Origin of the sequence: Dapis purpurea BLCC-M126, assembly GCF_050015975.1 — a bacterium.
Classification (GTDB): Bacteria; Cyanobacteriota; Cyanobacteriia; order Cyanobacteriales; family Microcoleaceae; genus Trichodesmium.
The window spans coordinates 1-26716 of sequence record NZ_JBNHER010000046.1; the positions used below are offsets into that span (position 1 = coordinate 1).

The window sequence follows — 26716 nt, forward strand, 5'->3', positions numbered from 1 at the left end:
TATACGCAATAGTCAGAAATTTTGACGACTCATCTCTTCTTGCTGGGTGCTTCAGCAAATGAATTAATCATTGCTCTATAAACAATAGTCAGAAATTTTGACGACTCATCTCCCCCAGTTCTCCGCTCCCCATCTGTCTAATTCAAAATCGACCCCCCCATCATTTTCTGATACCGCCATTCCAACTCCTTCCTCAAAAGAGGCCAACTATTCAAACTTTCATCCTTCTCCATGACCCGAAAAGCAGCACCCCGCGCCAACTCCAAAACCTCCTGATCTTCAACCAAACTCGCCAAAGCAAAATCCGGCAACCCCGACTGCTTAGTTCCCAAAACCTGACCTGGACCTCGCAGACGCATATCCATCTCCGCAATAAAAAACCCATCTTGAGACTGCTCCAACACTTTCAAGCGCTCCGTCGCATCTGTCGAACCAGCGCCTCTCATCAACAAACAATAGGAGCGATGAACACCACGCCCCACCCGTCCCCGTAACTGATGTAACTGAGATAAACCAAACCTTTCTGCATTTTCAATTAGCATTACTGTGGCATTTGGTACATCTACCCCCACTTCCACGACAGTAGTAGATACTAAAATCTGAGTTTTATTATCCCTAAATATACTAATAGCTTGGTCTTTTTCTGCACTGCTCATTTTGCCATGCAGCAAACCTATCTGAAATTCTGGGAAAACTTTTTCAGCTAACTTTTGATGTTCTTCCACTGCAGATTTTACATCCAATTTTTCTGACTCTTCAACTAAAGGTAAAACCACATAAACTTGTCTACCTTGAACAATTTCTCGGCGGATTAAATCGTAAGCTTTTTTACGTTGTCTCCCAGTTAAAGTTGTAGTTTGAATCGGTTGTCTTCCTGGTGGCAACTCATCTATTTGACTAACATCTAAATCTCCATGTAATGTTAAAGCTAAAGTTCGGGGAATAGGAGTAGCTGTCATTGCTAAAAAGTGGGGAGATTCACCTTTTTGTTGTAATTTTGCTCTTTGTTGAACCCCAAATCTATGTTGTTCATCTATTACTACTAAACCTAATTTATGAAAGTTGACTGTATCTTGAATTAGAGCATGAGTACCGACTAATACTGGTAATTCTCCAGTCTCAAGTTGAGAGTGAATTTCTCGACGTTTTGCTACTTTTGTCGAACCTGTTAATAATTCAACTGGCAAATGTAAGAGATTAAACCAACTAACTAATTTGCGATAATGTTGTTCTGCCAATACTTCTGTTGGTGCCATTAAAGCAGCTTGATAACCAACTTGAATTGCCGCTAACATGGCAACTACCGCTACTACTGTTTTTCCAGCTCCCACATCTCCTTGTACTAATCTTTTCATTGGTTCAGGTTTTTGTAAGTCGCTAAGAATTTCATTGACTACTCTTTTTTGAGCATTGGTTAATTGAAATGGCAGTAGTTCGTAGAATTTATCAATGAGTTTTCCTGTGACAGGTAAAGCTATTCCTGTTTCTACTTTTTTTTGCAGTTGCCGACGTTTTAATAATCCTAATTGTAGGTAGAAAAATTCATCAAAAACTAAGCGACGACGGGCAGCAGCTAAACAATCTCTATCTATAGGAAAATGAATATTTTTAATAGCATTTTTTAAATCTATTAATTGATATTGGTTCAGAAAATTTTCTGGTAATGTATCTGAGAATTTTTCTGCTGTTGGTAAAACTGTAAATATTGCTCGTCTCACAACATCTGCTCCTACTCCATCTGTCAAAGGATAAACTGGTACTAAACGACCAATTTTCATAGATTCAATTTGAGCACCCTTGCTATCAAGAACTTCTATTTCTGGGTTATCTAAATTTTTGCCATATTTGTTTTCTTTAACAAGACCTGAAGCAGCTACTGTTGCACCGACTGGATAGATTTTTTTTTGCAGCATTTGCCAGCCTTTATTACTGAATCTAGGTCCGGCAAAAAAGCGACTAATTTTAATTTGACCTGTGGCATCTGTAAGAGTAAGTTCAAGAATAGTTAATTTCTTATTTTTGGGGCTAGAAAAACAGTTGAATCGTTTAACTTTGCCAATGATAGTAACAGTTTCTCCAGGTTCTAAGTCACGAATATTTACTTGACGAGCATAATCTATATGGTCTCTTGGATAATAATAAAGTAATTCTCTAACTGTATATAATCCTAATGTTGCTAGGCGATCGCTGTTTTTAATTCCGATACCTTTTATATCTTTAAGTGGCTGTTGTAGTTCTAAGTTATTGGTATATTTTTTGGCAAAGTTAGCAGTATTTTTATGTACTTTGGTAGTTACTTCGACTGGATGTACTTCTCGTATATTTTGCTCTTTTTCTCTAGCATATAAAGACTCCATTTTATTTAAAAAATGCTGAGTTTTTTCTATTAAAAATTGCCGTTCTTCTCTAGTCATTCCTGGATAACAGGCAAATTTTTTAGACAACTCCTCAAATTGATTTTGATAAGCTTTTAATGTTATTGGTTGTTTACTTAAACTAATACTCAAAAAGTCATTAAATATATATTGTTTGCCTTGGATATTTTGAAATCCACGTTCTGCTTCTACCAATAAAGCTTTTTTTAGTCTTTCCCAGTCTATGGTTTCTTTTTCATTATTCATGCCATTTTATTTGATAGATTATTTATATAATACCTTATATAAAATTTACATCAGTTTTCTGCTTGATGAAATACTATTACTAAATAGATTTCAAAATTTATCGTAGGGGTTGGGTCTCCAAACCCTAGACACAATAAACTGTAATTGTTAATTCTTGATTATTAATTATTAATTATTTTACTCTCTACCCTAGCAAAAATACTTTTTCAGCAAACCCTAATTAATAATTATTCATTAATTGAAAACAACGTTCTAGATAAATTTTTGCTACTGGATCGTCAGGATTTTTACTCAGACAATCTTGAAATAGTTGAGCAGCTTGATTAAATTCTCCTTGATGATAAGATACCATTGCTTTTTCAAATTGATGTTTTGTGATTTTTTTACATTCTAAAATTTCAGGTGGGTCGGCATCAAACACTTCAAAAAATGTCACCATTTCTGCCTTTCCTTTTACCTGTGCTCTATCAATTAAACGTAGGGAATATTTTAGAGGATTTTCTAATAACTGAATAGTGGAGTTACTAACTAATAAAGATACATTATAGACTTTAGTTAATTGTTCTAAACGGGATGCTAAATTTACCGTATCACCAACTACTGTACCATCAATTCTTTGAGTACCTCCTACCGTACCTAAAACTACATTTCCTGTGTTAATACCAATGCCAATTTGTAATGCCTGTCTGTCTGGTCTTTGCCTAGTTTTATTATATTCAGTTAGTAGCTTTAACATGGAAATACCTGCCTCAACAGCATCATCAGCTTTACCTGGAAATAGCGCCATTATAGCATCACCAATATATTTATCAATAAAACCATTATTTTCAACTATTGCTGGTTCCATTCGGGAAAGATAGGCATTAATAAATCTAATACTATCTTCTGAATTCATCGCTTCGATAAGAGTAGTAAAATTACGAATATCAGCAAATAAAACTGACATTTTAAGTTGTGTGCTATCTCCTAAATTAACATCTGTAATATTTTTATATCCCATCAATGAGAGAAATTGCTCTGGTACAAATTTAGTAGTAGCAGTAGTTAATTGTAATTCATTATGTAGAGATTCTTGTAAGTCAATATTAGCTTTAATTAGTTCCATATTTATTTGCTCAAGTTCAGCATTTTTTTTTGCTATCTCCTGCTTCCTAAAATAACTATTTAAAGCTTCTTTAACTGTCAATTTTAAGTCATGTGATTCCCAAGGTTTAGGAATATAACGATATAAATTTGCATAGTTAATCGCATTTCCTACTCCTGTCACATCTGCTTGTCCAGTCAGCATTATTTTTAAAGTCTCAGGATATAGAGAATGAATCTCTTGTAGTAGTTCATCTCCCTTCATTTCTGGCATAATATAGTCAGCAATAACTATTGGGATTTCATAATTATCTTCTTTTAACTCCATAAATACTTCTAGAGCTTCTTCACCACTTTGAGCAAATTCAATTAAAAAATTATCTCCTAAATTATCTTCTAATTCTATACGAAGACTATCTAGAATCATCGGTTCATCATCGACACAAATAATAGCAATTTGATTCATATTCCTAAAATAGGGAGGAGGTAGTAGGGGAAAATCATGGATAATGGATAATTACCTCTGGTTAAAACCGTAAGGGAATTGAATATAAGGAAATATTTCTTTTTTCTCCTTAAAACTGGAGTTTAGACTAAATTTTGGAGTCTTCAAATAATCTAGTCAGAAGAAAGGAAAACTTGAAACTCAGAACCCAAGGGTAATATAACCCTAAGGGATGTAATAAGTGGTGTTGATTATTGGTCTTTTTTGGGGAGTTTCGCTTAGGGCTGCATTATTCAAACTCTGACAAAAGTCTGGCCGAAAAATCGCGATCGCCCAATTAACCGAACCACAGGCTCTGGACAATTGACTGAAAAGTCGTTGCAATCCTAATGATGAAAGAGTTTCAGTGAATTTATCCAATGTCATTATTCTCCGTTGGTAAGCTTCGGGCTAGCTGTAATTAGTCTAAACTCCAGTTAAAAGAAGAGACTTTATACTTTTATTTTTTGGTAAATTCTGACTATTCTCCATCTCCCCTACTTCCTAAAGCAGTTAATAAAAATAGATTAATTGATTAAAATCGTTTTCCTTATAGGTCAGTTTTAATTAAGGCTTGCTGATTAATTCTCAAAGCTAAGACATATAAAAACATCTGGATTTTTAGAATAAAAAAATTGCCAGCTTTTCGGTGGAAGTAAGCTGAAAAAGTTAGCATCTTAAGAAGAATAATTGCAGAAAAATCAAGGAAAATTATTACTTGTACCTCCTTTACTATTGTCTGTTATTGCCAACTACTAACCACCTCAGCAAAAAGACTTTGAAATATAGTTAGTATGAATTTTGGCATTTTCAATAGTTGATACTAATTCTTGATGATTCCAGGGTTTAGTTAAGTAATGATATAAATTTGCTTCTTTTTTTACTCGTTCAACAGATACTCGATCTGCTTGTCCTGTCAACATAATTTTAATAATTCGAGGATATTTACTATGAACTCGAATCAAAAATTCATCTCCCTTAATTCCGGGCATTAACCAATCCGAAACTACGATAAAAATTTTAGTTCCTTCTCCTTCTAATTCGTCAATAATTTCGAGAGCTTCATCTGCTCTTTCTGCAAATTCATAAATATATTTATCCTCAAAAGCTCCTAAAAGTTCTGTTTCTAAACTTTTTAAAATTGATAACTCATCATCTACACAAACAATTGCCATTTCACTCATTTTAATTTTTCTCCATTTTAAGTAGCTATCAGCTTTTAGCAATTCTGGATTAAAATCTCCTTCTAAACTCTAAAAAAATAATCTTCCTAACTACTAAGCACTTTTTTAATTAATGGATAATCAATAATAAAAACTCTCTCTAATTATTCATTATCCATCAGTAAATATACTGTAAAAGTAGTTTCGCCAGGCACAGAATTTACTTCTATTCTACCATCATGTTTTTCAATAATTTTTCTGACAATATCCAAACCTAAACCGCTGCCTTCTCCTGGTGGTTTTGTTGTAAAGAATGGTTGAAATATTTTTGACATAATTTCAGGAGGTATTCCCTTACCACTATCAGTAATGCTGACTCTGATATAACTATCTAACTGAGTTGCTTGAATAGTTAAATTCCCATCATATTCCATTGCTTGTAAAGCGTTGTGAATTAAATTTGTCCAAACTTGATTTAACTCGTCGGGATAACATTGAATAAAAGGCAAAGAATTATCAAATTTCCTAATAACTTCTACACCATGCTTAATCTTGTTATTGTACAAAGTTAAAACTGTTTCAATTCCTTCCAAAATATTAGCTTTTACTTTTTGACCACTAGAGTCATAGCGAGCATAAGTTTTCAGTGCAAATACTACTTTTGCTGCCCTTTCTGCAGCAGTACGAATAGTTTTGCTACTGGTTTGAACATTGGCGAATTGATAAGCAATTTTTAAAATTTCTTCACTGTTTTTATCCTTTAACAAAGGTAAAAATTCTGCTAAATTATCATAGACTCCTATCCCTGCCAAATAGTTAGCCATAATAGTAGCTTTATCAATTGAATTTGCCTGAAGTTGACTAACTAAATTTCTTTTGATTTGACGTTGTTCTCTAGTAGATAAAGAAAGACCTTCACCGTTTGATTTTTTCAGGAGAGTAAAAAATTTTTCCTGTCGCTCTGGAGAAAGCTCTTTGAAAAAAATAGGCAGTTTTTCTAAATAAGTTTCCCAAAAATTAGTAATACTATTAATTGAAGAATTAATCGCACCTAAAGGGGTATTTATCTCGTGAGCTATACCTGCTATTAATTGTCCGAGAGCTACCATTTTTTCTGATTGAATTAACTCTTGTTGAGCCGTTTGTAGTTGTTGAAGAGTAGTAGCCAACTCCAGATTTTTTTGACGTAAACTTAATTCTGCTTGAAGGCGATCGCGAGATTCCATAGCTAGGGAAGTCATATATGCTAAATAACTACCAAAATTCTGTTCTTCAACTTCCCAATTTCTATTTGTCCCTTTGTGTTCCAGACAAATCATGCCAATTATTTTTCCCTTAAAATTAATGGGAATATTTAAGGTAGCACTAACCGATATAGGAGCAAAATAATCTACATTTGCTCCTGGAGTATCGGAGTGAATATCAACATTCTGAGTATGATTTTTATCTTGATAATTAACATCTTGAAATAACAGAGGAAAACCACCAGTAAAAAATTTCTTTTCCTGACTATGTTGTGCGACAGATAATTGATATGAATCTGCACATTTCAGCTCAGACTTATCGTCACTATAAAACCACACACTCGTTTTTTCCACATCCAGAATATGACTACCTAATTCAGTTATTTCTTGTAAAGCAACCTGAAAATTTCCTTCATATAAATTTTTATTCTTAGTCAGTTTTAACAATCCGGTCTGTTGTTTTTTCAGACGATTTCCCCGAGCTTTCATTTTTGATTCGGCTGCAATTCTTTCTTGAATTTGTGTTTTTAAAGAAGCATTTGTTTCTACTAACTCAGCAGTGCGTAAACGTAATCCTTCAGTAGCTTCCTGAACGCGATTTTCTAAATCATCATAAGCACGACTGCGAGCTATTTCTGCTTTTTGGCGTAGTAGTTCTGAAGTAGCTCTCGCAGCAAAAACTTGCACCATTGCCATAGCATTTTCTTCATTAACTAAAGGTTGATTATTAATCACACACAATACCCCTATCGCCTGCCGATATACATCTAATAATGGCACTCCTAAATAACATTCAGCTTTAGTATTACCGATAAAACTAGACTTGGGAAAAATTTTCCCTAACTTGTCTGGGTAATACGATAATTCTCTGGTGTTAATAACAGTTTGACAAGGTGTATTTAAGAAATTAAATTCAATATTATCTCTAATTTTTCCTTCTCCCCAAATAGCTAAAGTTTTTAAATGGAAAGAGCCTTCAACTATTTCACTGACAAATACATAATTAACATTCAAAGCTTTCGCTAAATTCTCTACTAAAGCCGGAAAAAATGCTTCTCCTGTCACAGAAGAAGTTGCCATCACAATATTTTGTAATATCTTTTCCGCCTGTTGACGTTCTAATATTTGATATTGTAATTGTTGATTAACTACTTCTAATTGTTCCGGTGTTTTTAGAGCTAGAAACTGAGGTAAAAGAGTAGCCATTTGCAAAGCTGTATAACAAGAAACTAAAGCAGTCATTGCTTGTTCAATACCAGAAAGCCAATAAGCAGGATACCACAATGTCCAAATCTCTAATAAGTGACCTACTCCACACAAAATAATAAATGCCCCAAATAAAGCAAATACTCCTAAAAATGGAACTTCTTTTTTACGTTTGCAGAGAAAATACAGCAACATTGTCGGTATGGAAAAATAAGCAAGGGCAATTAGTAAATCACTCAAAAGGTGGAGCCATACTAATGAAGTTTGCCATAGGTAACAATTACCATGAGGCATATATTGACTCGGTGAAAATATAGATTTTAATACTTCCCACATTTTTTTTCTCTTAATTCCAATTAACCTATTAACAATCTGTTTGGTTTAGTAAAATTGTAGGCTGGTATTACTGAGGAAATCAAGTGTATAGAGTATGGTCTGATGCAGATAAGCAGACGGGGTATAGGGAATACGAGGAGACAGTTAGAGACGATAAAAAAAGTACCTTTTGATAATATATTTATTACTCTCCCAATCCCCTACTCAATTAAGATATAGAGAAGTTGTTGAGAAATGGTATTATCTTTGTTTAAGATGTGATGTGTTTAATACCAAATCTCGTTATAATGACCTAAATATAAAATTAAAATGTTAAATGCCTAAAAAAGCTATCTTAAAATCTTCAATAAATATAATAATTCTGTAAAATAAATAATCGTAAATATAAACAGAAGAAAAAAACTTTTATTCAAGGAAAAATAATTCCTTTAATTAACAGTCCAAATAATTTTTTTTCAACTCGCGACTACCGACTGTGGACTCTCGAATTCTAACTTACTACTTCAATCTTCATACCAACTAGACCGCCATGCTAACTCAGCTTCTATTATAGATTTTTCCCGTTTCTTTTTACCATATTCCCGTTGGAGTTGACTAAGCTTTCCTAAAAGATTACGAATTTTATTGCGCCAACTCATGGTATTAATATCAGTAAATTCTATTTCAGATAACCGCAGATTTATTGCTGTGATTCGAGTAACTTTAGCATCATCATCATCATCTAAATCTTCTGCTTCAATCAACAAATTCAATAAATTAGGCCGCCCACCTACAGAAGTATCACCTGATTCCATTTTTGTGGCAGCTTCTAAAACTTTTTGTGGTATTTTTTTCGGTAGTATTTCTGCTTTCTGAAGTATACAATTTGTCTGATGAGAAAGTTTTTTGAGAATTTCAGGTATTTGCTTTTCTATATTTTCTTGCCAAGGTATTAATATATCTATATTATCCAATTTATCAATAATGTTTTCGGGAGAATTTAGGACTTTTTCTGCTTCAGTTTTATCTCGGGTATCTTCTGTTTTATCTATGACTTCTTGCTGCCCATCATCAGTGGTTTGTGATGATGTTTGAGTAGAAAATAATACAGAAGAATCAAATTCTATGTCTTTTTTTTTGTCTTTTAGTTGGGTGACTGCTTCTTGTTCTCCCTCCTCTTCTTCACTCAGAAGAGTCATAATTAATTCTGATGCTGAAGTTTGATCTGACTTTTGGCAAGATTCTGGATTTTGTTCCAATAATTCTTGTAATTCTTGAACTCCTATTTTTACTATTTCTCGCAACTCTTCCTGCATTTTTTGTCGCTGAGAAAATGATAACTTGAGAAATGTTTCTGAGTATGCCTGAGTACATATATGATAACTAGCAAAAATTAATTGTTGGCGCATTCCTTGCCCCAAAGCTTTTAAATAACCCTGATATGTACTATAAAATTCCTTGGCAATATCAGCGATCGCCTCTTCAATTCTTTGTAAATCTTGTCCTATTTTTCTAATTTCTCCCACTACACCCAATTATATTTATACTAGGATTTTAAATTCTACATTTTAAATTTAGAATTAAAGGTAAATTTACCAATTCAGAATTAAATTTAGAATTAAAGGTAAATTTACCAATTCAGAATTCAGAATTCTATGGTGATAGCTAATAGCTGATCACTGAATTCTTACTTATTTCTTTCCAGTTTGTGCTGCTACTTCTTCAGCAAAATTACTTTCTTGTTTCTCAATACCTTCTCCCAAAACAAACCTAATAAAACGACGTACTTTTACTTTTTCACCTAACTGAGCGCTAGTTTCTTTAATCAACTCTTGTACTGTCTTATTTTGGTCGCGAATAAAAGGTTGATCCATCAAAGTTAATTCTTTTAACCGCTTTTCTATCCGACCTTGAACTATTTTTTCCCTAATATTTTCAGGCTTATTGCTCAAGTCTTCCCTACCCATTTCTATAGATTTTTCACTTTCTACAAATTCAGTAGGAATATCATCAACTGACACATATTCTACCTGTGGACAAGCTGCTATTTGCATCGCCACATTCTTGGCTAATTCTTTAAATGCCTCATTCCGGGCAACAAAATCTGTCTGACAGTTTACTTCTACCAAAACACCAATTCTGCTGCCTGTATGAATATAACTCTCAACCAATCCCTCTGCTGCTACTTTACCCTCAAGTTTTCCAGCAGAAGCAATACCTTTTTGTCGTAGCCATTCTACAGCTTTAGTAACATCGCCATTATTTTCTTTCAGGGCTTTTTTGCAGTCCATCATACCTGCGCCTGTTTTATCGCGCAACTCTTTAACTACCTTTGCAGATATTTCCGGCATCTTTCATTATTTCCTTTACTTGCAGTACAATTTAATTATTATAGAGTTGTCGCTAAAGATTTTGAAAAAATCTTCCATATATCCATATACTAGACAGAGAAATTAGTGAAGTACCAAATAGGTAAAAGAGCTTGTTTCTTGGTCTTGGTAATTGAGTAGTTAATTTTTCTATAGGAGGAGTCGTCTGTTTCATCCTTTAATTTACTGATGAGATTGCCATTGGTGAATCAAGAGATAAATTTATGGGGAACAGATAAATGCTATCTTTATAGTTTCTTTCTATATTTTCTCTTTCTCTATAGCCTACAATTTATACCATAAATATGCACCAATATGATACTACTGATTATGGTGCATTATAATTATTTTGGTTATAAGACAACATAGTAAGAGTATCTTGCTCCCTTCCTAATAATTGCTCATCCCCATATACCATATACTATTTACCAAACCACTCTACTTTGCCTCTTTTGTTTTAGCTATTCTATACCCTTATTCATACCACCATTAAGCAGGGGTTTTTTACAGTACATAACATAATACCTTACCTTGTCTTTTACCACAATTATTTAATTAACTTTACAGATTTTCCACTATATTTTTTCCAATTTGTGCTGCTACTTCTTCAGCAAAATTACTTTCTTGTTTCTCAATACATTCTCCTAAAACAAACCTAATAAAATGACGTACTTGTACTTTTTCACCTAACTGAGCACTAGTTTCTTTCTTTAATCAACTCTTCTACTGTCTTATTTTGGTCGCGAATAAATGGTTGATCTATCAAAGTTAATTCTTTTAACCGCTTTTATATTCGACCTTGAACTATTTTTTCCCTAATATTTTCTGGTTTATTACTCAGGTCTTCTCTACCCATTTCTATAGATTTTTCACTTTCTACAAATTCAGTAGGAATATTATCAACTAACACATATTCTACTTTTAGACAAGCTGCTATTTGAATAGCAACATTTTTGACTAATTCTTTGAATATCTCATTCCAGGCTACAAAATCTGTTTCACAGTTTACTTCTACTAAAACACCAATTCTGCCACCTGTATGAATATAACTCTCAACTAATCCTTCCGCTGGGACTTTATCTTTATCTGGTCTTGGACTACCAATACCTTTCTTTCCAAGCCATTCTGTAGCTTTATGAATATCTCCATTAGTTTCTTTCAGGGCTTTTTTGCAATCCATCATACCTGCACCTGTTTGTTCACGCAAATATTTAACTAACTTTGCAGATATTGCCACCATCTCTTTTCCTGCCCTATTTTAGTTTCCTGACTCCAGGTAGGATTTTTAGAAATAATTTACGCTGTATTTTATCCCTAAAAATCCCACCTATGCTACTCAAAAATATTGCCGGAGTTTATTATTCTTCTTCCTGATTTTCCTCTGATGATTCCTCTTGATTAGTATCATCTACATCAAAATCTCCTTCAGCTCCATCATAATCATCTTCATAATCTTCGTAATCTTCATAGTCTTCTTCGTATTCTGTTTCTAGTTGACCATGACGACCTTCATAAATAGCATCAGCCAATTTACCTAATATAAGTTTAATTGACCGAATAGCATCATCATTTGCCGGAATTGGAATATCTACTTGAGTAGGGTCACAATTTGTATCTAACAAAGATACAATAGGAATATCCAACTTTTGACATTCTTGAACAGCATTATACTCTCGTCGCTGATCTACCATAATTACCCCATCCGGGAGGCGACGCATATTTTTAATCCCACCCAGATATTTTTGTAGTTTAGCCATTTCACGACGAAGCACTGAAGCTTCTTTTTTCGGCAATAAATCTAGTGCGCCACTTTGTTCACGACGCTCCAGATCTTTGAGTCGTTCTACACGAGTCTTAATAGTAGTCCAGTTGGTTAGCATTCCACCTAACCAGCGTTGGTTAATATAATAACCTCCGCATCTAGTAGCTTCTTGAGCGATAATACCAGCGGCTTGACGCTTGGTACCAACAAATAAAAATTTTTTCCCTTGTTCTGAGGCCGTTCTAATATAATTGTAAGCTTCATCCATCAATTGAGCTGTTTGAACCAGGTCAATTATATGAACACCATTACGCTCAGTAAAAATATACTGGGACATTCTTGGGTTCCAGCGACGGGTCTGATGCCCAAAGTGGACTCCTGACTCTAACAATTGAGCCAAACTAACAACTGGCATGATTTTATCTCCTATTCGGGTTAATCCTCCATCCAGGTGTATTCCCACAGATTAAAAATCTATAGAACACCCGATTACCCAGATGTGCGATTTTAGACAACTTTTCTAGCTTAACATATTATAGAAACCATTTAGGGTTTGCACTCAAAAGTCTTTTTTAAGGAGTTGGGGAGTAATTTTTTTGCCCAACTATGCGCCGAAAATACTAACATTCATGAGTATAAAGAGCTGAAAACCTGGTACTTTTTAGGTAGGTAAAAAGGCACTCACCTTGATCTGTAAATACTTTGAGATTTAATCAGCAAGCCATATTTAGTAGCTATTTAAAAATAAGAGTGATAATGGGGAGATTGAGAAGATTAGGAATATTGAGAAAATTAGGAATATTGGGAAGATTTTTCAATCTTTTTCCTTTATTATTTATTCCCAAGAATAACTTTTAACTCAAAAATTTAATCAAGGCAAGTGTACTAGATAGGTTCTGTATAAATCCTCAATTATTTGTCAAATAAAACTGTAGGAGTTTAGTTTCAAAACCAAGTAAAAAATATGATTTGGATACAAAATACCCTATTGTAAAATATTACATTCTATTTAAGAATGGATAATTAAGGCTGGCTGATCAAATATCAAAGCACTATTCATTCAATCAAGGTAAGGTTTGGAGAATTTTAGGTACTGAAAAAGTACCAGATTTTCGTTTGATGGAGAGGAAAAAGTGAGTTTAAACGGGGTAATTATGACAGAAAAACTAAGGAGCAATTATGAATGACCAACTCTTCTACAACTCCCGTAAACCCTAACTCTTAACTACTCCCTACTCCCTATTCCCTACTCCCTACCCTATCAAAAAGACTTTCCATACGCAAACCCGAATTAGAGATATAGCAACCTTAAGTTTTCATTATTAATTATCAATTATCAATTATCAATTATCAATTATCCATTATCCATTATCCATTATTAATTAAGGATGTATTTGCCCTAATATTATTTTTAAGCGGTCATAATCATCTCTCAACAAAACACTCATATTTCTACCTGCTTGAACTAACCAATTACGATCCGCTTTTCTTAGTTGATAAATTTCTCGAATAGTAGCTGCAACTAAAGCATCAACAGGAGCATTAACTAACTGTAATAATGTCCGCAAGAAATCTAACTTTTCACTAAACCTAATTATTTCTTCTGGTTCACATAAATAAACTGCCTGATGAATTTGAGGCGGACGAGGTGGAATATATTGATAAATTATGCCATTTTCTCCTTTAGAACCATTCAAATTTTCTGGAGATGAAAAACCCACTATCGCTGCTCGAAACTCTGTCTTCAACATAGCAAAAATTTGCGGTTGTTGCTCCCGTAATTCAGGTATAGACATTCCCAAAGCTCTAGCTCTATGTACAGAATCAATAGGTAAAGTAGTAGCATAATAAACCACTCCATAAATAATATTTCCTGATTGTTCATCTTTCGACTTTACCCAAGTACCAAAAGCAGGCATCACAGGAAAATCTAATTCTTCTGGTTCTAAACATTGAGCTAAAAATTCTGTAGTTGCTGTTTCTATAACTTCAGCTATGTAATTATTCTGGCGATTTGTATTAGCAAACTGCGGTAAAGGAAGACGCATAACTATCGTTAAATTTAAAATTTAAAAGTTAAATGATTGCTCTCAATTAGATTAAGCGAAATAATTTGAGGATTTTTTCCCACTATCCTAATTATTGCTATAGCACTTTAATATTAACTATGCTCGAAAGCTGGATTAGTTTTTACAGGGTTAATTTTCTTTAACAAATAACTTCTAATTGCTATTATTAGAGTCGATCAAATTTATTAGATAAACAAGTTTGATATTTTACCTAATAGGTAACAAAGAAGCTGAAGTAGGGAATAGGAAAAAATACTTTACCTAATTAATAGTATAACGAGTAAAAAGAGCAATATTATTTTAGTTATTAGATACTTTATATTTTGAGGAAACAAGGAAGAGAGAAGATTGCAATTGTTATGAATTATGCCTGCATTACTATAGTAAACTTGTAGGATAATATCTACCAAGTAAGGTAAAACAATTTTACAAATATAGGTTTTTTGTTAATTTTTATCAAACTTAGAAGCAAGATACCTCTGCCTAAATCAAGTCTCATTTTCCGGAGTTATTAGGTACATATATCGATCTTTGTAGGGAGTAGGGAGTACGGAAGATGGGAAGTTTGATAGAGGACAAGAAAAAAATATTTACCGCCTCATTTATACTACATTAATTTAGAATTTGTACTAATAGACAATAGATATATTAGGAATTTCTAAGATAATATAGATACCTAGAAGCCTTACCTTTGCTGATTGTAACTCTTCACTCCTGACTTATATAATTTTTTAGCAAACTTTTTCCCTATTTTTTATTAGAGGAAAGAAATGCAGGAGTCAAAAATACTAATATTTTTTTTTACCTCATAAGTTAACTTTAGCATTACTAATTTTAGGTATTAAACTCCTGACTCCTATTAGTAAAAGTCATTGATTAAGTCCAAATCATATCTAAGAGATTGAATGTATCAGGAAATATAAAAAAGAAGATAGTAAATAAGCGAAGATACAGTTATTTGTTACTTATTTTTCACCATAATGTTAGAAGTATGAATACCAATACTCCTTCACTACAGACTGATTTCCATATCTGGCCTTATTTCTGCTAAAAGATTGATTTGCTCAATCAATTAAGTATCTTAATACTTATTTGACAACAGTATCTAAATATCTACCCTTGTTTCAGTAAAAAAACTCCTTTATAGAAGCCATTTGGTATCCTTACCTGGAACTAAATTTTTGAGGCACGGAGTTATCTTTGGAGATAGGAGATACATCAAAAAGATGGAAAAATATTCCAATACGCCACATCACCGCATCTCCTTATCATCCCCTTGCATCATCTATTTTTAAATAGATCCCAAATGGGTTTTATATATCATAACTTTTAAATGCCCTTATTTTTTCTTGCGACCTGCTGTTGCATCTACTAACTCTAATTCTGATAATCTAAATGTTACTAATTTATCCCAATTTCCTCCTTCAAATAATACAGCAGCTTTACCATCACTTACTCGTTGAACTTGTCCTTGAAAGCCATAGTAAGTGTCACCAAGATTTTTAACTCTAACTGCTACACCAGGTAAAATCATTATTGATACTCCCATCAAAATATTTGCTAAATTGTACTTTACAAAATTGAAAGTTTTTTAATTGTAATTATTTTGGCATTTATGACTTTTTCTCATGTCAAGGCAGCAACAGAAACTCTAGCAGCAATTTTTTGAGCGATCGCCAGTAACTCTTGAGCAGATACAGAACCCGGATCGCCTACTACAATAGGTATTCCAGAATCTCCGCCCTCTCTGACAGGCATTTCCAAAGGAACCCCTCCAAGTAGAGGCACTCCCAATTCTTGTGCTGTTCTTTCACCACCACCAGAGCCAAAAATATCATACTTTTTCTCTGGCATATCTGGAGGTACAAAATAACTCATATTTTCCACTATCCCCAAAACAGAAACTCCCAACTGCTGGAACATTTTTAAACCCTTGCGAGAGTCAAGTAATGCTACAGTCTGAGGAGTCGTCACAATTACTACTCCAGACATAGGAACAGCTTGAGCTAATGTTAATTGAGCATCACCAGTACCAGGAGGCAAATCTACCAATAAATAATCCAATTCACCCCATTGGACTTGGTACAAAAATTGTCGGATAATTCCATTCAACATAGGACCACGCCAAATCACTGGTTGATCCTTGTCAATTAGGAAAGCCATAGAAACCAACTTTACCCCATGATTAAAAGCAGGTTCCAATACTTCTCCAGATTCTCCTTGTTGTACCATAACTTGAGCATCTGCTAGACCCAACATAGTCGGATCGTTAGGGCCATAAATATCAGCATCAATCAAGCCTACCTTAGCACCCATTTGAGCCAAAGCCACAGCTACATTTACTGCTACTGTGCTTTTACCCACCCCACCTTTGCCACTAGAAATAGCAATAATATTTTTCACTCCACCAATACCTTGGCGATCTGGTATAGCTTTCTGTTGAGGAGTCTCTGCCGTAACATCTACTATAACCTCCTCAACTCCAGGTAATTGCTTGACAGCTTTTTGACAGTCTTCTACGATGAACTCCCGTAATGGACAAGCTGGGGTTGTCAAAACCAAAGTAAACTTGACTTGCCCATCTACAACGTTAATATTACGAATCATGTTTAGTTCTACCAAACTCTTACGCAGTTCAGGGTCTTCTACTGGTCGCAATACATCTAAAATTGATTTAGTATCAGGCATACTGGACATTTGATTTTCCTCTAAAATTTCTCTTAAGTTTCTCTTAAGATTATATAGCTTTAAGGACTCAGCATTTAGCTAACTTCCTAATTAGGAACTGCGTTACAAGTAAAATCTTTTTAGGTAAAGGATTTGAATTCTATTAATTTCGTAACACTTTTTTGCAGTGCTATACTAGCCACTTGTCAAATGATAGAAACATTTAAGCACCTACACAAAATTAATTACATATTCTTGACCAAAATTATCAGGCAGTTTTTTGAGATAGTAGAGGAAGCTTTTGCAGCTTTCTTAAGCATCAATTTCAATCCATTCATTCATATTAATAAATTTTTAGATATAGTCATTTAATTTAAGAATGAAACACTTTTGAGGTTAAAATCATTTCATAGCAAGAAATACTTGTCTCAATCTAAAGTTAAACGACCTAAAGTTAAACGACTATAATTTCAATGAGTTTATGCTTAGGTGAGTAACTTTGTAGCTAAAATATCTTTAAATTTTTCCCCTTCCACTCTTCTAATTTTTCGATCATTTTATCCCTCGTCTGGATTGGTGATTAGTCCATCACTACTATAGTAAGTTTAGTTAAATGTTCATTATTATTTATCTAAAAAATTAAGCACAATTTGACTATCAATTCTTCCCTAATGTATTGCATAATTTAATTCGTTTTTACATCCCATTAATGCCAGAACATTCATTCTTTTACTTTGGCAACTATTGAAAGTTATCATTTCTGATTTTTCTTGTCATCAGTAAGGAATCTTTGGCTACGAATCGAAAATTCACTTTCATCTAAATATCTTAAGTCTATCTCTCCTGTTTTAGCTTCCTGCTTTAGCTGTTCTAATCTAGGTATTTTCTTTTATACCAATTTCATAAAATATTGCTACAGTGGCTTTTTTCTTAGGAGTTAGCAGCCAGGAGTCCAAGAATTAAGAATTTAGAATTAAGAATTTAGAATTACCTCTTATTTTCAATGAGAGGATTGACGAACAGGAAAATTTTTATTTATTATCTCCTTAAAAGGAGAGGCTTTAAGCCACAATATTTCGGTAATAATTTATAATATTTATTTTTTTGAGAGTGAGACTGTTTCATTTTTGACTAAAAACAGTCTTATAATGTATAGCAATTAGCAAAAATTTGTCAAAAATCCATGAATTAGAGGGTGAATGCACAAGCAAATATTAAGATAGCTAGAGTGGTTAATTTTCGGTATCTTCGGTGGGTTACCGCGAACAGTTAAGATTTTGGTTTGCGATTCATAAGTATTGCCGCCTAACCCACCCCAAACCTGGATTTAATATTCCTTTTACAAACAGTATCTTAGATCAAAAGCATCAAATTATTATCTATGTTCTCTGTTAAATAATTTCAAGAGATTTTGAACAATAAATAATACCAATTACCATTCATTAACGCTATAGTTGGCTAATATTTCAATTATTCAGTAATTAACAGCGAATTTTTAACTTTTTTGATAATTACAAGTAGGGTTAATGTTAATTATTCTTATGTTTACTTCTCCCCTACTTCCCTACTAAATAAAATGTAGAAAAGTTTTTGAGAAATGGTATAAGGTATCAACCCTCCCCTTAGCTATGTCGCGAGCTGTTCCTCTATAAAGGGGATAAAAAAGGAAATTTGGGATTTTAAGCCTCTGGTTTCAGCGGTCGTTACTGTTAATGCAGTACCGACTCCAGGAGGCTAACTAAAATGACCTGTAACTAAGATGAGGATTACTATAGATGATATAGTTATAATAAACATATCCTTATTGTTTTCTCTATCTATAATCTATAAGTAAATGTACTCAAGAAAAGGTTAGATAGTCAGAAAATTGTAAGTAGATGATCGAGAGCATGATAGGATAAAAAGTCTGGAAAAGATTTAATTTTTAGCCAACTTCAAACATAGATTATAGTTATGGTAGTTTCTACTGAACCGCAAAAAACATCTTCGTCTGTACCAGTAAGTAGTACACAAGAACGAGTCAGTGAATTTATGCAGACTCTACAAGATGAAATTTGTCAAGGACTAGAGGAATTAGACGGAGCTCAGAAATTTAAAGAAGACAGTTGGGAACGTCCAGGTGGTGGCGGAGGTCGTTCTCGCGTAATTAGAGATGGTGGAGTTTTTGAACAAGGAGGAGTGAATTTTTCACAAGTATGGGGAGATCGATTACCTCCAAGCATACTAACCCAAAGACCAGAAGCGGCAGGTCATGGTTTTTATGCAACAGGAACTTCCATGGTACTACACCCTAGAAATCCTTATGTACCAACAGTGCATCTTAATTATCGCTATTTTGAAGCTGGACCTGTATGGTGGTTTGGTGGGGGTATAGATTTAACACCTTACTATCCCTATGCCGAAGACGCATCTCACTTTCATCAAACTATTAAGGCAGCCTGTGACAAAAGCCATAAAGAGTATTATCCTGTATTTAAAAGATGGTGTGATGAGTATTTTTACTTGAAGCATCGTCAAGAAATGCGTGGTGTAGGAGGTATATTCTTTGATTATCAAGATGGTCAAGGAGAATTATACAAAGGACCAGATGATCAAGGACCAGCAGCAATCTATAGTCAGGAGTTAGGAGTTCCTGAATCCCGTAATTGGGAATCTTTATTTACATTTATACAAAATTGTGGTAAATCATTCTTACCAGCATATAAAACAATAGTAGAAAGACGGCAACCCATGGAATATGGCGATCGGGAACGCAACTTTCAGCTATACCGACGTGGCCGTTATGTTGAATTTAATTTAGTGTATGACAGAGGTACAATTTTTGGTTTGCAAACCAATGGTCGTACAGAGTCAATCTTGATGTCTTTACCACCTTTAGTTCGTTGGGAATATGGATATAACCCAGAACCCAATACACCAGAAGCTGAACTATATGAAGTGTTCTTAAAACCTCATGATTGGGCTAACTGGAAACCAAATCATTAATTACTCTGAGTTAAACTACAGTTAGATGGGCAACCACCGCAAGTAATATCATCCCGAGGGAAGGGTCAGTGATTCAGATTGAGCAAAAAACCCACACAACTCAGGACGGCACAACAGTAATCGTCCTAGCACCAACTGGACGCTTGGATATCACAACAGCTTGGCAGTTTCGCCTCAAGTTGCAAGAATGTATCTCCAAACTAAGTCGTCATGTAGTGGTCAATTTAGGCCAGGTTAACTTTATTGATAGTTCTGGACTGACATCCCTGGTAGCAGGGATGCGAGATGCTGACAAAGTTAAGGGTAGCTTCCGTATTTGTAGCGTTCATCCAGAAGCTAAACTAGTATTTGAGGTAACCATGATGGATTCTGTGTTTGAGATCTTTGAAACAGAAGAAGAAGCTCTTAATTATGATGATGTCCGTGAAGGAAATAGAGCTTGAAAATTCTGAGGCAGAACGAGTCAATTTGATGGTAGAAATAATACCTTAATAGTTAAAGTAATACTTTATAAATGACTATTATTTCTACCTTTGGTTTACCCATAGTATATTTTTGGGAAATTAATTTAGCTCCAATAGCATAGACTTGTACTTTAGTGAAATATTCATTTAGTTGGACTAAGCTTTAAACTCAAAATTTAAAGTTTTGATTTGAATAACTACAAACTATAAGCCACTGATCGCTTTTTTGAGCAGCAAATTAGAGTAGAAAAAAATTCTGCTCAAACTAAAGCTATAAGTTTTGATTAATTTTTATTGCCCAAATAACTTCTTCAAGTTATTTGGTGTGTTTGTGGCTCAATCCTATTTAGGACTTACACTAACACACTATTCTTCTATCAATAGAATTTTTAGGGGTAGGCAATCCCAAAAACCATTACCCTAAAATCCAAGTTACAAAAATCTATCCATCATTTCCAAATTAATAAACCAGTATAATTGATTTGAGAAAGTAAAAACCAAACTATAGTGCCACATTATCTTGTGCTAGGAGCAAGGAAATACCCATAAATACAGCGTTGGGGTAGGTACTTCACATCGCAAAACCCACTCTGCTTTTCTCGTAACTACTATATATTTAAAAACTTGTACAGTAGATAACAAATTAAGAGCCAGAGATGGGATTATAGAACTAGAACACCAGGTGAATAATATTCGTACTGTTTCAGATACTAAAAAAGCCTTTTATAACTTTCACACCCGTCCTATTAATTCAATATATAATCGGGTAGTTGAAGAGTTACTAGTGGAAATGCACCTGATTTCCGTTAATACTAATTATAGCTATAACCCATTTTATGCTTTGGGTGTAGTTACAGCTTTTGACCGTTTTATGCAGGGATATTCTCCAGAGCAAGACAAAATTTCAATTTTTAATGCTTTAATTCAAGCACAAGAGGAAGATCCCAACAAATACCGTACTGATGCTAAAGGATTAGAAGATGTAGCTCTGCAAATGTCAGCATCGGATATGCTTTCGTGGATTTGTTTGTCAAATAATAATATAGATAATACTCAACATTTGCAAGATTGTTTAAGAGGTATTTCTGAGGATTCAAAATTTAGGTATAGTCGCTTATTTGGTATAGGTTTATTTACTTTACTAGAAATAGTAGATACGGAATTAATTAAGGAACAAGAGAAGCGCACAGAAGCATTGAAGAAAGTTTGCCAAGCTTTAAACTTACTAGAAGAAAAGTTATTAAAAGATATAGATTTGTACCTTAGTAACTTGGAAAGAATGGTTCAAGCTCGTAGCGCTATGGAAGATACCCTTGCAGCATCAAAGAAAAAACGAGAACAACGTAGCTTAGAAAAAGACAAGATTTCTACTACTAACAATACTTCAGAAGATAGTGAATAAAGAAAGTTATTGAGTTACTAAAGCTGAATAATTTAATTTTCTATTATCATCAAACATTAGATTTTTAATTATTAGTTGAGACAATTTTTCCCTCAGGCACAGATAGAGGAAAAAATGAGAAAATGATAGTATAGAATAACAAACTTTGATGAGTATATAATTGTGAAAATTTTTTATATCCTAAAGACTGATTTTATAGATATAAAAAGTAACTAAAGCTATAGGAGTAGAGAAAGTTAATTAAACATCTCTGCTCCTATGTTTTTGTTGAAAATTATCAATCTTTGACTTCTAAGAGCTAACTTGATTTCACCATCATAGATCGGGAAATATCAGTTAATTGGAAATAAATTATCTTATTGTTCATAGTCCGTAGCTATGGATTTGAGCAAATTGCTAAGTTGTGTGCTAACATCCGGTGAGCTGCCAAAAGCTGTAGGGTTAATTGGTTGTCGATTAATATTTTGCTCAATAGCTTCATTTACCTGTTGAGAAATCAAATCTTGAAGCTCTTCCTTAGCTTTAGACCTTTGAAACTGAGCACCCTCCTCAGTAGTAGCATATAAAGGAGGAAGTCTATTCAGAGCATAAGCTGCAATATCTCCCACATCAAGAGTTTGATCGCTCGTCGCCTCTATCTCTGCCACCCTTGCAATGGCCTCAGATAATACTAACTCCTCCATCACATTAATAAATTGTTTCCGAGGTAAAACAACTACTTCTCCTGTTAATAAAGCTCCCATCAAACGATCAAGGGCCATATACTCCTCAATCGATAATTCAGAAGCTGTATTACAGATTCGTCCTACCTCTGCTTCCATAGAAGGTGTTAAATAACCATCTTGTAAAGCTTGTTCAACAATTCTTTCTATACTCATAAGTTTTGTGTAAATTTATTGATAATAATTTTCCAATAAAATCTCTAGCTTAATAATTAGAATAAGATGATAAGTTCATCAAAGTCAATACAAATAAGCACTTGATTATTCCAAGAATAATTAAACATATTACAGAATTTTTTTTATAAAAAAAATTCTGTGTCAAAAATTTTTCCTATAGTTTGGATCTAGTTACTAAAGCAAATCTATTCAATACCATTGTATCGCCAAGGAACAGGATCTACAGCTTGGCCATGTACATATAATCCCCAGTGAAGATGAGGACCTGTAGATGCTCCTGTAGATCCTACACCACCAATTTGCTGGCCAGGTTTCACCATATCACCCTCTCTGACATTAATACTACTCAAATGGATAAAAATACTGGTTACTCCTTGACCATGATCAATACCCACGGTATTACCATGAATTTCAAAACCTTGAGATTCTAATCCCACTAGAGAAATACGACCAGCAGCAGGAGCTACTACAGGAGAACCATTGTAATCTGCATAATCCACTCCACGATGATAATAGTTCTCAGCAAACTTACCATTATAGTACCTTCGGACTCCGTATACAGTACTAACTGGACCATTGTTTGGACGGATAAACGGACCATTCCAAAATTTTTCTGGAGTGACAAGTTTTTTAAATTCTGCTACTCTATCAAATTCTAAGTCTGTTCCTTTAAGAGATTCTTTGTCAGGAGGCAACCAAATAGATTGAGTGGGAAAAGATCTATTTTGCAAGTTTACAGTTAGGTTTTGTATACCTGCGTTAGTAGTCACTTGAAGTTGTCGGAGACCAGATTTATCTAGAGGAGTTGTGGGCAACAATACCCGGAATCTGTTTTGCCCAATAGAAAATGAAGGGTAAGTTTTTCCATCCATATTAACAGTCGGAGTAGAGAGCTTTCTGTCTGGTTGCTGAATTACAACAGATAGGGTATCTCCAATTTGTGGGTTAGTGGGAGTTACCTGTACAGTTTGAGTCAAACCAGGTATTACCACTACGAAAATTGCTGTAACAGTAGCCAAGATAAAACTATGGACAAACTGCTTAACTTTAACTGATAAAAACATTAATTATTTATATTTGAGATTCTTCAGATCAATTAAATAAAAATTGAATTTTTTTATCCATGCACTTAGATCTGTCCGCAGTCAGATTTTATCGGCCTGAAATTTTGACACTACAGTAATTTCAGGAAATTATTTCACATATTTACTTGCTCAATAGCTGAGATTACTCAAATCCCTGCATCAAATAGATTTAATAAAAATCGCTCCCTAGTCAATTAAGAAAGTTTAATGCTGATAACTGATAACTGAAATGACCAGGACGCTAATAGCTGAATTCTTATCTTGGAGTTAATATATCTTTACAATATTGTCATTTTTATAAAAATCCGTGCAAGAAGACTTCAGGTTAATTATAGACTTAGTATTAGTTTTAACAGCAGCAGCAGCAGGAGGACTATTCGCATCACTCCTGCGACAGCCAGCTTTATTAGGTTATCTGCTAGGTGGGATTATTGTTGGACCAGCAGGATTTGGTTTAATTAAAGAACTAATTCAAGTAGAAACTTTAGCTCAATTAGGAGTAGCTTTTTTACTATTTGCTCTAGGAGTAGAATTTTCCCTAGCAGAATTGAAAAAAGTCCAAGCAATTAGCCTTGGTGGTGGTGGACTACAAATTATTTTTACCATTTTAGTCACAACATTAGTCTCTGTAGGTGTAGGGTGGGTATCCTATCCAGTCCAAGGAGTATTTTTAGGGGCAATACTATCTCTATCCTCAACAGCAGTAGTACTCAAATGCTTAATGGAGAGGAATGAGACGTCTACCTCTCACGGCCAAGTCATGTTGGGAATTTTAGTCGTCCAAGATTTAGCCTTGGGATTAATGTTAGCCGTTTTACCTGCTTTAAACCAGCCACCAGAAATTATTGGTATTGCAGTAGGGCGATCGCTTCTGGAAATAGGTCTATTTGCCCTGGGCGCTATAGCAGCAGGAATTTGGGTAATTCCGCCCTTACTGAGATTTTTGGCAAAAACTGAAAGTCGGGAATTATTTTTACTAGGAGTTGTGGCCTTGTGTTTAGGAATAGCTCTCCTGACTGAATATTTAGGTTTTTCTATTGAAATGGGAGCTTTCGTAGCGGGTTTAATGATATCTGAAGTAGAATATGCTGACCAAACTCTAACTTATGTTGAACCTATTCGAGATATATTTGCTGCTCTCTTCTTTGTAGCGGTTGGGATGTTAATCGATCCATTTTTCCTGTGGAGTCATCTAGAAATAATCCTGAGTTTAGTGTTTCTTGTTCTAGTAGGAAAATTTTTGATTGTTACTCCTATTGTTAGAATTTTTGGTTATCCTCTGAAAACAGCAATTTTATCAGGTTTAGGTTTAGCTCAAATAGGAGAATTTTCTTTTGTACTTGCCAGTAAGGGACAAATATTAGGATTAGTTTCTCGTCGGGTATACTTATTAATATTGGGTACAACTGCTGTAACTTTAGTAATCACACCTTTTGTCCTAAAAATTGCTCCCCAGTTGTTAAATTGGGCTGAGACTTTTCCTTGGTTACAAAAATATCTCTATGAAACAACTCAACCTGCTACAGCTATATCAGTAGATTTACCTCTACAAAATCATGTTATAGTATGCGGCTATGGAAAAGTAGGACGTAACCTAGTACAACAACTGGAAAACCATGATATTTCCTATCTGGTAATTGACCAGTCAGAAAGAATAGCTCAAAAGTTGCGGGAAAAAGATATTCCTTACCTTTATGGTAATGTTTGCTCCATGCACGTCTTGGAAAGAGCAGGTGTCGATAGGGCGCAAGCAATGGCGATCGCTATACCAGATGCTATGAGTACAAGACTTTGCCTGAAGAGGTCTCTAGAATTTGCTCCAGATTTAGATATTGTAGTTAAAGCTAATCGATATAAAGATATTGAATTGCTATATCAACTGGGAGCTAGGGAAGTAGTTGAACCAAATTTTGAAGCTAGTTTGGAACTTTCTAACCATTTATTAGTTGGTATGGGAATATCGGCAAAAGTTATTCAAAAGGAAATAGAAGAAATTCGTCAAAGTCATTATCAAGCATTACGATCTGCAATTCCAGATCCAGAAATATCTAGGGAGTTAAAGGCAGCAATTAAAGACTTGAACAGCAAATGGTATTACTTACCAGAAAATTCTCCTCTGACTGGTATGACTTTAGAGGAAACTAGCTTAAGAAGGTTGACAGGAGTGAGTTTAATGGCTATTCGTAGGAAAGAAGGAGAAGAAATTGATTATCCAGAAGGCCATACAATATTAGATATTGGTGATAAGCTTTTGTTAGTTGGAGAACCTTCAGAATTAGATAGTTTCGATAAGTTGGCAAGAGGAGAAATTGCTGTACCAAAGGAAAGTACATCCTGCCAATGGTTGATGTTAGGTGAGTCTAGTTCTTTTGTGGGTCAAAAATTATCTGAGGTAGATTTATATAGTCAGTACGGAGTACAAATTCAAGCAATCCGACGAGAAGGAAAATTTATTCGGTGGCCTCAAGGAGATACACAGTTACATATTGGCGATCGCTTACTTCTTTGTGGTGGTTTCCATGAACTTACTCAAATACGACAACTAACTATTCCCCAATCTAAGATATATCCTCAAATACAAAAGTTAAGTACAAAAGTGAGGGAAAATACCGAAATTTCAAAATAGGGTTTTAAAGGTAACAGACACTTTAATGCCTTACTCAACCTAGCAATTATATCAGTTTGTCTAGTGGAGTGAAACATCTAAAATTTTGCAATAGTAGGGGTAAGTTATTCTTCAAATTAATAATATCAACATTTAGTAGGGGCGGGTTCAGAGTTATCATTAATCTTGCTCAATATTTGATGAGATGAACCTGTCCCATCGCCTTACAGCTACAATGACTTACAGCGCTTTTCAGTTGAGTAGACCACAAAACTGTTGTAGGAGTAATGAGT

General features: G+C 34.2%; 17 protein-coding genes and 1 pseudogene. 4 read left to right on the plus strand and 14 right to left on the minus strand.

Annotation, left to right across the window (positions count from 1 at the left end; translation table 11 throughout):
• Positions 1-137: 137 nt before the first annotated feature.
• The 12 genes and pseudogenes from recG to ACP6PL_RS04735 form a co-directional block, all read right to left on the minus strand.
• Positions 138-2621: an ATP-dependent DNA helicase RecG gene (gene recG / locus ACP6PL_RS04680; RefSeq protein ID WP_426543055.1), complete on the minus strand. Its 2484-nt coding sequence runs from the start codon at positions 2619-2621 to the stop codon at positions 138-140.
• Between the two features lie 220 nt (positions 2622-2841).
• A complete protein-coding gene (locus ACP6PL_RS04685) occupies positions 2842-4170 on the minus strand; it encodes an adenylate/guanylate cyclase domain-containing protein (RefSeq protein ID WP_426543057.1) in 1329 nt (442 codons plus the stop codon).
• 204 nt (positions 4171-4374) lie between these two features.
• Entirely contained in the window at positions 4375-4575 is a 201-nt protein-coding gene (locus ACP6PL_RS04690; RefSeq protein WP_426543059.1) for a hypothetical protein, read from the minus strand.
• 377 nt (positions 4576-4952) lie between these two features.
• Positions 4953-5372 (minus strand): response regulator, encoded by a 420-nt coding sequence (locus ACP6PL_RS04695; RefSeq protein ID WP_426543061.1) that lies wholly within the window; start codon positions 5370-5372, stop codon positions 4953-4955.
• 143 nt (positions 5373-5515) lie between these two features.
• Positions 5516-8137, minus strand: coding sequence for a GAF domain-containing sensor histidine kinase (locus tag ACP6PL_RS04700; protein ID WP_426543063.1), 2622 nt, complete (start codon positions 8135-8137; stop codon positions 5516-5518).
• A gap of 503 nt (positions 8138-8640) precedes the next feature.
• On the minus strand, positions 8641-9642 hold the full coding sequence (locus tag ACP6PL_RS04705) for a hypothetical protein (RefSeq protein ID WP_426543065.1): 1002 nt from the start codon (positions 9640-9642) through the stop codon (positions 8641-8643).
• A gap of 165 nt (positions 9643-9807) precedes the next feature.
• Complete coding sequence (tsf, locus tag ACP6PL_RS04710; RefSeq protein WP_426543067.1) at positions 9808-10467, minus strand: translation elongation factor Ts; 660 nt, start codon at positions 10465-10467, stop codon at positions 9808-9810.
• 579 nt (positions 10468-11046) lie between these two features.
• A pseudogene (tsf, locus tag ACP6PL_RS04715) lies at positions 11047-11725 on the minus strand (translation elongation factor Ts).
• 118 nt (positions 11726-11843) lie between these two features.
• Entirely contained in the window at positions 11844-12662 is an 819-nt protein-coding gene (gene rpsB / locus ACP6PL_RS04720) for a 30S ribosomal protein S2 (protein WP_426543069.1), read from the minus strand.
• A gap of 967 nt (positions 12663-13629) precedes the next feature.
• The gene (locus ACP6PL_RS04725; RefSeq protein WP_426543071.1) at positions 13630-14295 is read right to left on the minus strand and encodes an HAS-barrel domain-containing protein; all 666 of its coding nucleotides are present in this window, start codon (positions 14293-14295) and stop codon (positions 13630-13632) included.
• A gap of 1360 nt (positions 14296-15655) precedes the next feature.
• Positions 15656-15850 (minus strand): NAD(P)H dehydrogenase subunit NdhS, encoded by a 195-nt coding sequence (locus tag ACP6PL_RS04730; protein WP_426543088.1) that lies wholly within the window; start codon positions 15848-15850, stop codon positions 15656-15658.
• A gap of 92 nt (positions 15851-15942) precedes the next feature.
• Positions 15943-17013, minus strand: coding sequence for an Mrp/NBP35 family ATP-binding protein (locus tag ACP6PL_RS04735; protein ID WP_426543073.1), 1071 nt, complete (start codon positions 17011-17013; stop codon positions 15943-15945).
• A gap of 1923 nt (positions 17014-18936) precedes the next feature.
• On the opposite strand from ACP6PL_RS04735, the gene hemF reads away from it, so the two are divergent.
• The 3 genes from hemF (at position 18937) to psb29 (ending at position 21834) form a co-directional block, all read left to right on the plus strand.
• Positions 18937-19968 carry an oxygen-dependent coproporphyrinogen oxidase gene (gene hemF / locus ACP6PL_RS04740; RefSeq protein WP_426543075.1) on the plus strand — a complete coding sequence of 344 codons (1032 nt, stop codon included), beginning with the start codon at positions 18937-18939 and terminating at the stop codon, positions 19966-19968.
• Positions 19969-20036: 68 nt separating this feature from the next.
• Positions 20037-20411, plus strand: coding sequence for an STAS domain-containing protein (locus ACP6PL_RS04745; protein WP_293110532.1), 375 nt, complete (start codon positions 20037-20039; stop codon positions 20409-20411).
• 703 nt (positions 20412-21114) lie between these two features.
• A complete protein-coding gene (gene psb29, locus ACP6PL_RS04750; RefSeq protein ID WP_426543080.1) occupies positions 21115-21834 on the plus strand; it encodes a photosystem II biogenesis protein Psp29 in 720 nt (239 codons plus the stop codon).
• 356 nt (positions 21835-22190) lie between these two features.
• Here the strand turns inward: psb29 and ACP6PL_RS04755 are convergent, their stop codons facing one another.
• A complete protein-coding gene (locus tag ACP6PL_RS04755; RefSeq protein ID WP_426543082.1) occupies positions 22191-22712 on the minus strand; it encodes a late competence development ComFB family protein in 522 nt (173 codons plus the stop codon).
• A gap of 206 nt (positions 22713-22918) precedes the next feature.
• Positions 22919-23797 (minus strand): M23 family metallopeptidase, encoded by an 879-nt coding sequence (locus tag ACP6PL_RS04760; protein WP_426543084.1) that lies wholly within the window; start codon positions 23795-23797, stop codon positions 22919-22921.
• Between the two features lie 328 nt (positions 23798-24125).
• Between ACP6PL_RS04760 and ACP6PL_RS04765 the strand changes: the two genes are divergently transcribed.
• Positions 24126-26444 (plus strand): monovalent cation:proton antiporter family protein, encoded by a 2319-nt coding sequence (locus ACP6PL_RS04765; RefSeq protein ID WP_426543086.1) that lies wholly within the window; start codon positions 24126-24128, stop codon positions 26442-26444.
• Positions 26445-26716: the final 272 nt, after the last annotated feature.

Coding starts and splice junctions, on each gene's coding strand:
- ACP6PL_RS04695 (WP_426543061.1), bottom strand. CDS start 5,372: ATGAGTGAAATGGCAATTGTTTGTGTAGATGATGAGTTATCAATTTTA.
- ACP6PL_RS04760 (WP_426543084.1), bottom strand. CDS start 23,797: ATGTTTTTATCAGTTAAAGTTAAGCAGTTTGTCCATAGTTTTATCTTG.
- ACP6PL_RS04730 (WP_426543088.1), bottom strand. CDS start 15,850: ATGATTTTACCTGGTGTAGCAGTTAGAGTTAAAAATCTTGGTGACACT.
- recG (WP_426543055.1), bottom strand. CDS start 2,621: ATGAATAATGAAAAAGAAACCATAGACTGGGAAAGACTAAAAAAAGCT.
- ACP6PL_RS04725 (WP_426543071.1), bottom strand. CDS start 14,295: ATGCGTCTTCCTTTACCGCAGTTTGCTAATACAAATCGCCAGAATAAT.
- rpsB (WP_426543069.1), bottom strand. CDS start 12,662: ATGCCAGTTGTTAGTTTGGCTCAATTGTTAGAGTCAGGAGTCCACTTT.
- ACP6PL_RS04700 (WP_426543063.1), bottom strand. CDS start 8,137: ATGTGGGAAGTATTAAAATCTATATTTTCACCGAGTCAATATATGCCT.
- ACP6PL_RS04735 (WP_426543073.1), bottom strand. CDS start 17,013: ATGTCCAGTATGCCTGATACTAAATCAATTTTAGATGTATTGCGACCA.
- hemF (WP_426543075.1), top strand. CDS start 18,937: ATGGTAGTTTCTACTGAACCGCAAAAAACATCTTCGTCTGTACCAGTA.
- ACP6PL_RS04685 (WP_426543057.1), bottom strand. CDS start 4,170: ATGAATCAAATTGCTATTATTTGTGTCGATGATGAACCGATGATTCTA.
- ACP6PL_RS04755 (WP_426543082.1), bottom strand. CDS start 22,712: ATGAGTATAGAAAGAATTGTTGAACAAGCTTTACAAGATGGTTATTTA.
- tsf (WP_426543067.1), bottom strand. CDS start 10,467: ATGCCGGAAATATCTGCAAAGGTAGTTAAAGAGTTGCGCGATAAAACA.
- ACP6PL_RS04690 (WP_426543059.1), bottom strand. CDS start 4,575: ATGACATTGGATAAATTCACTGAAACTCTTTCATCATTAGGATTGCAA.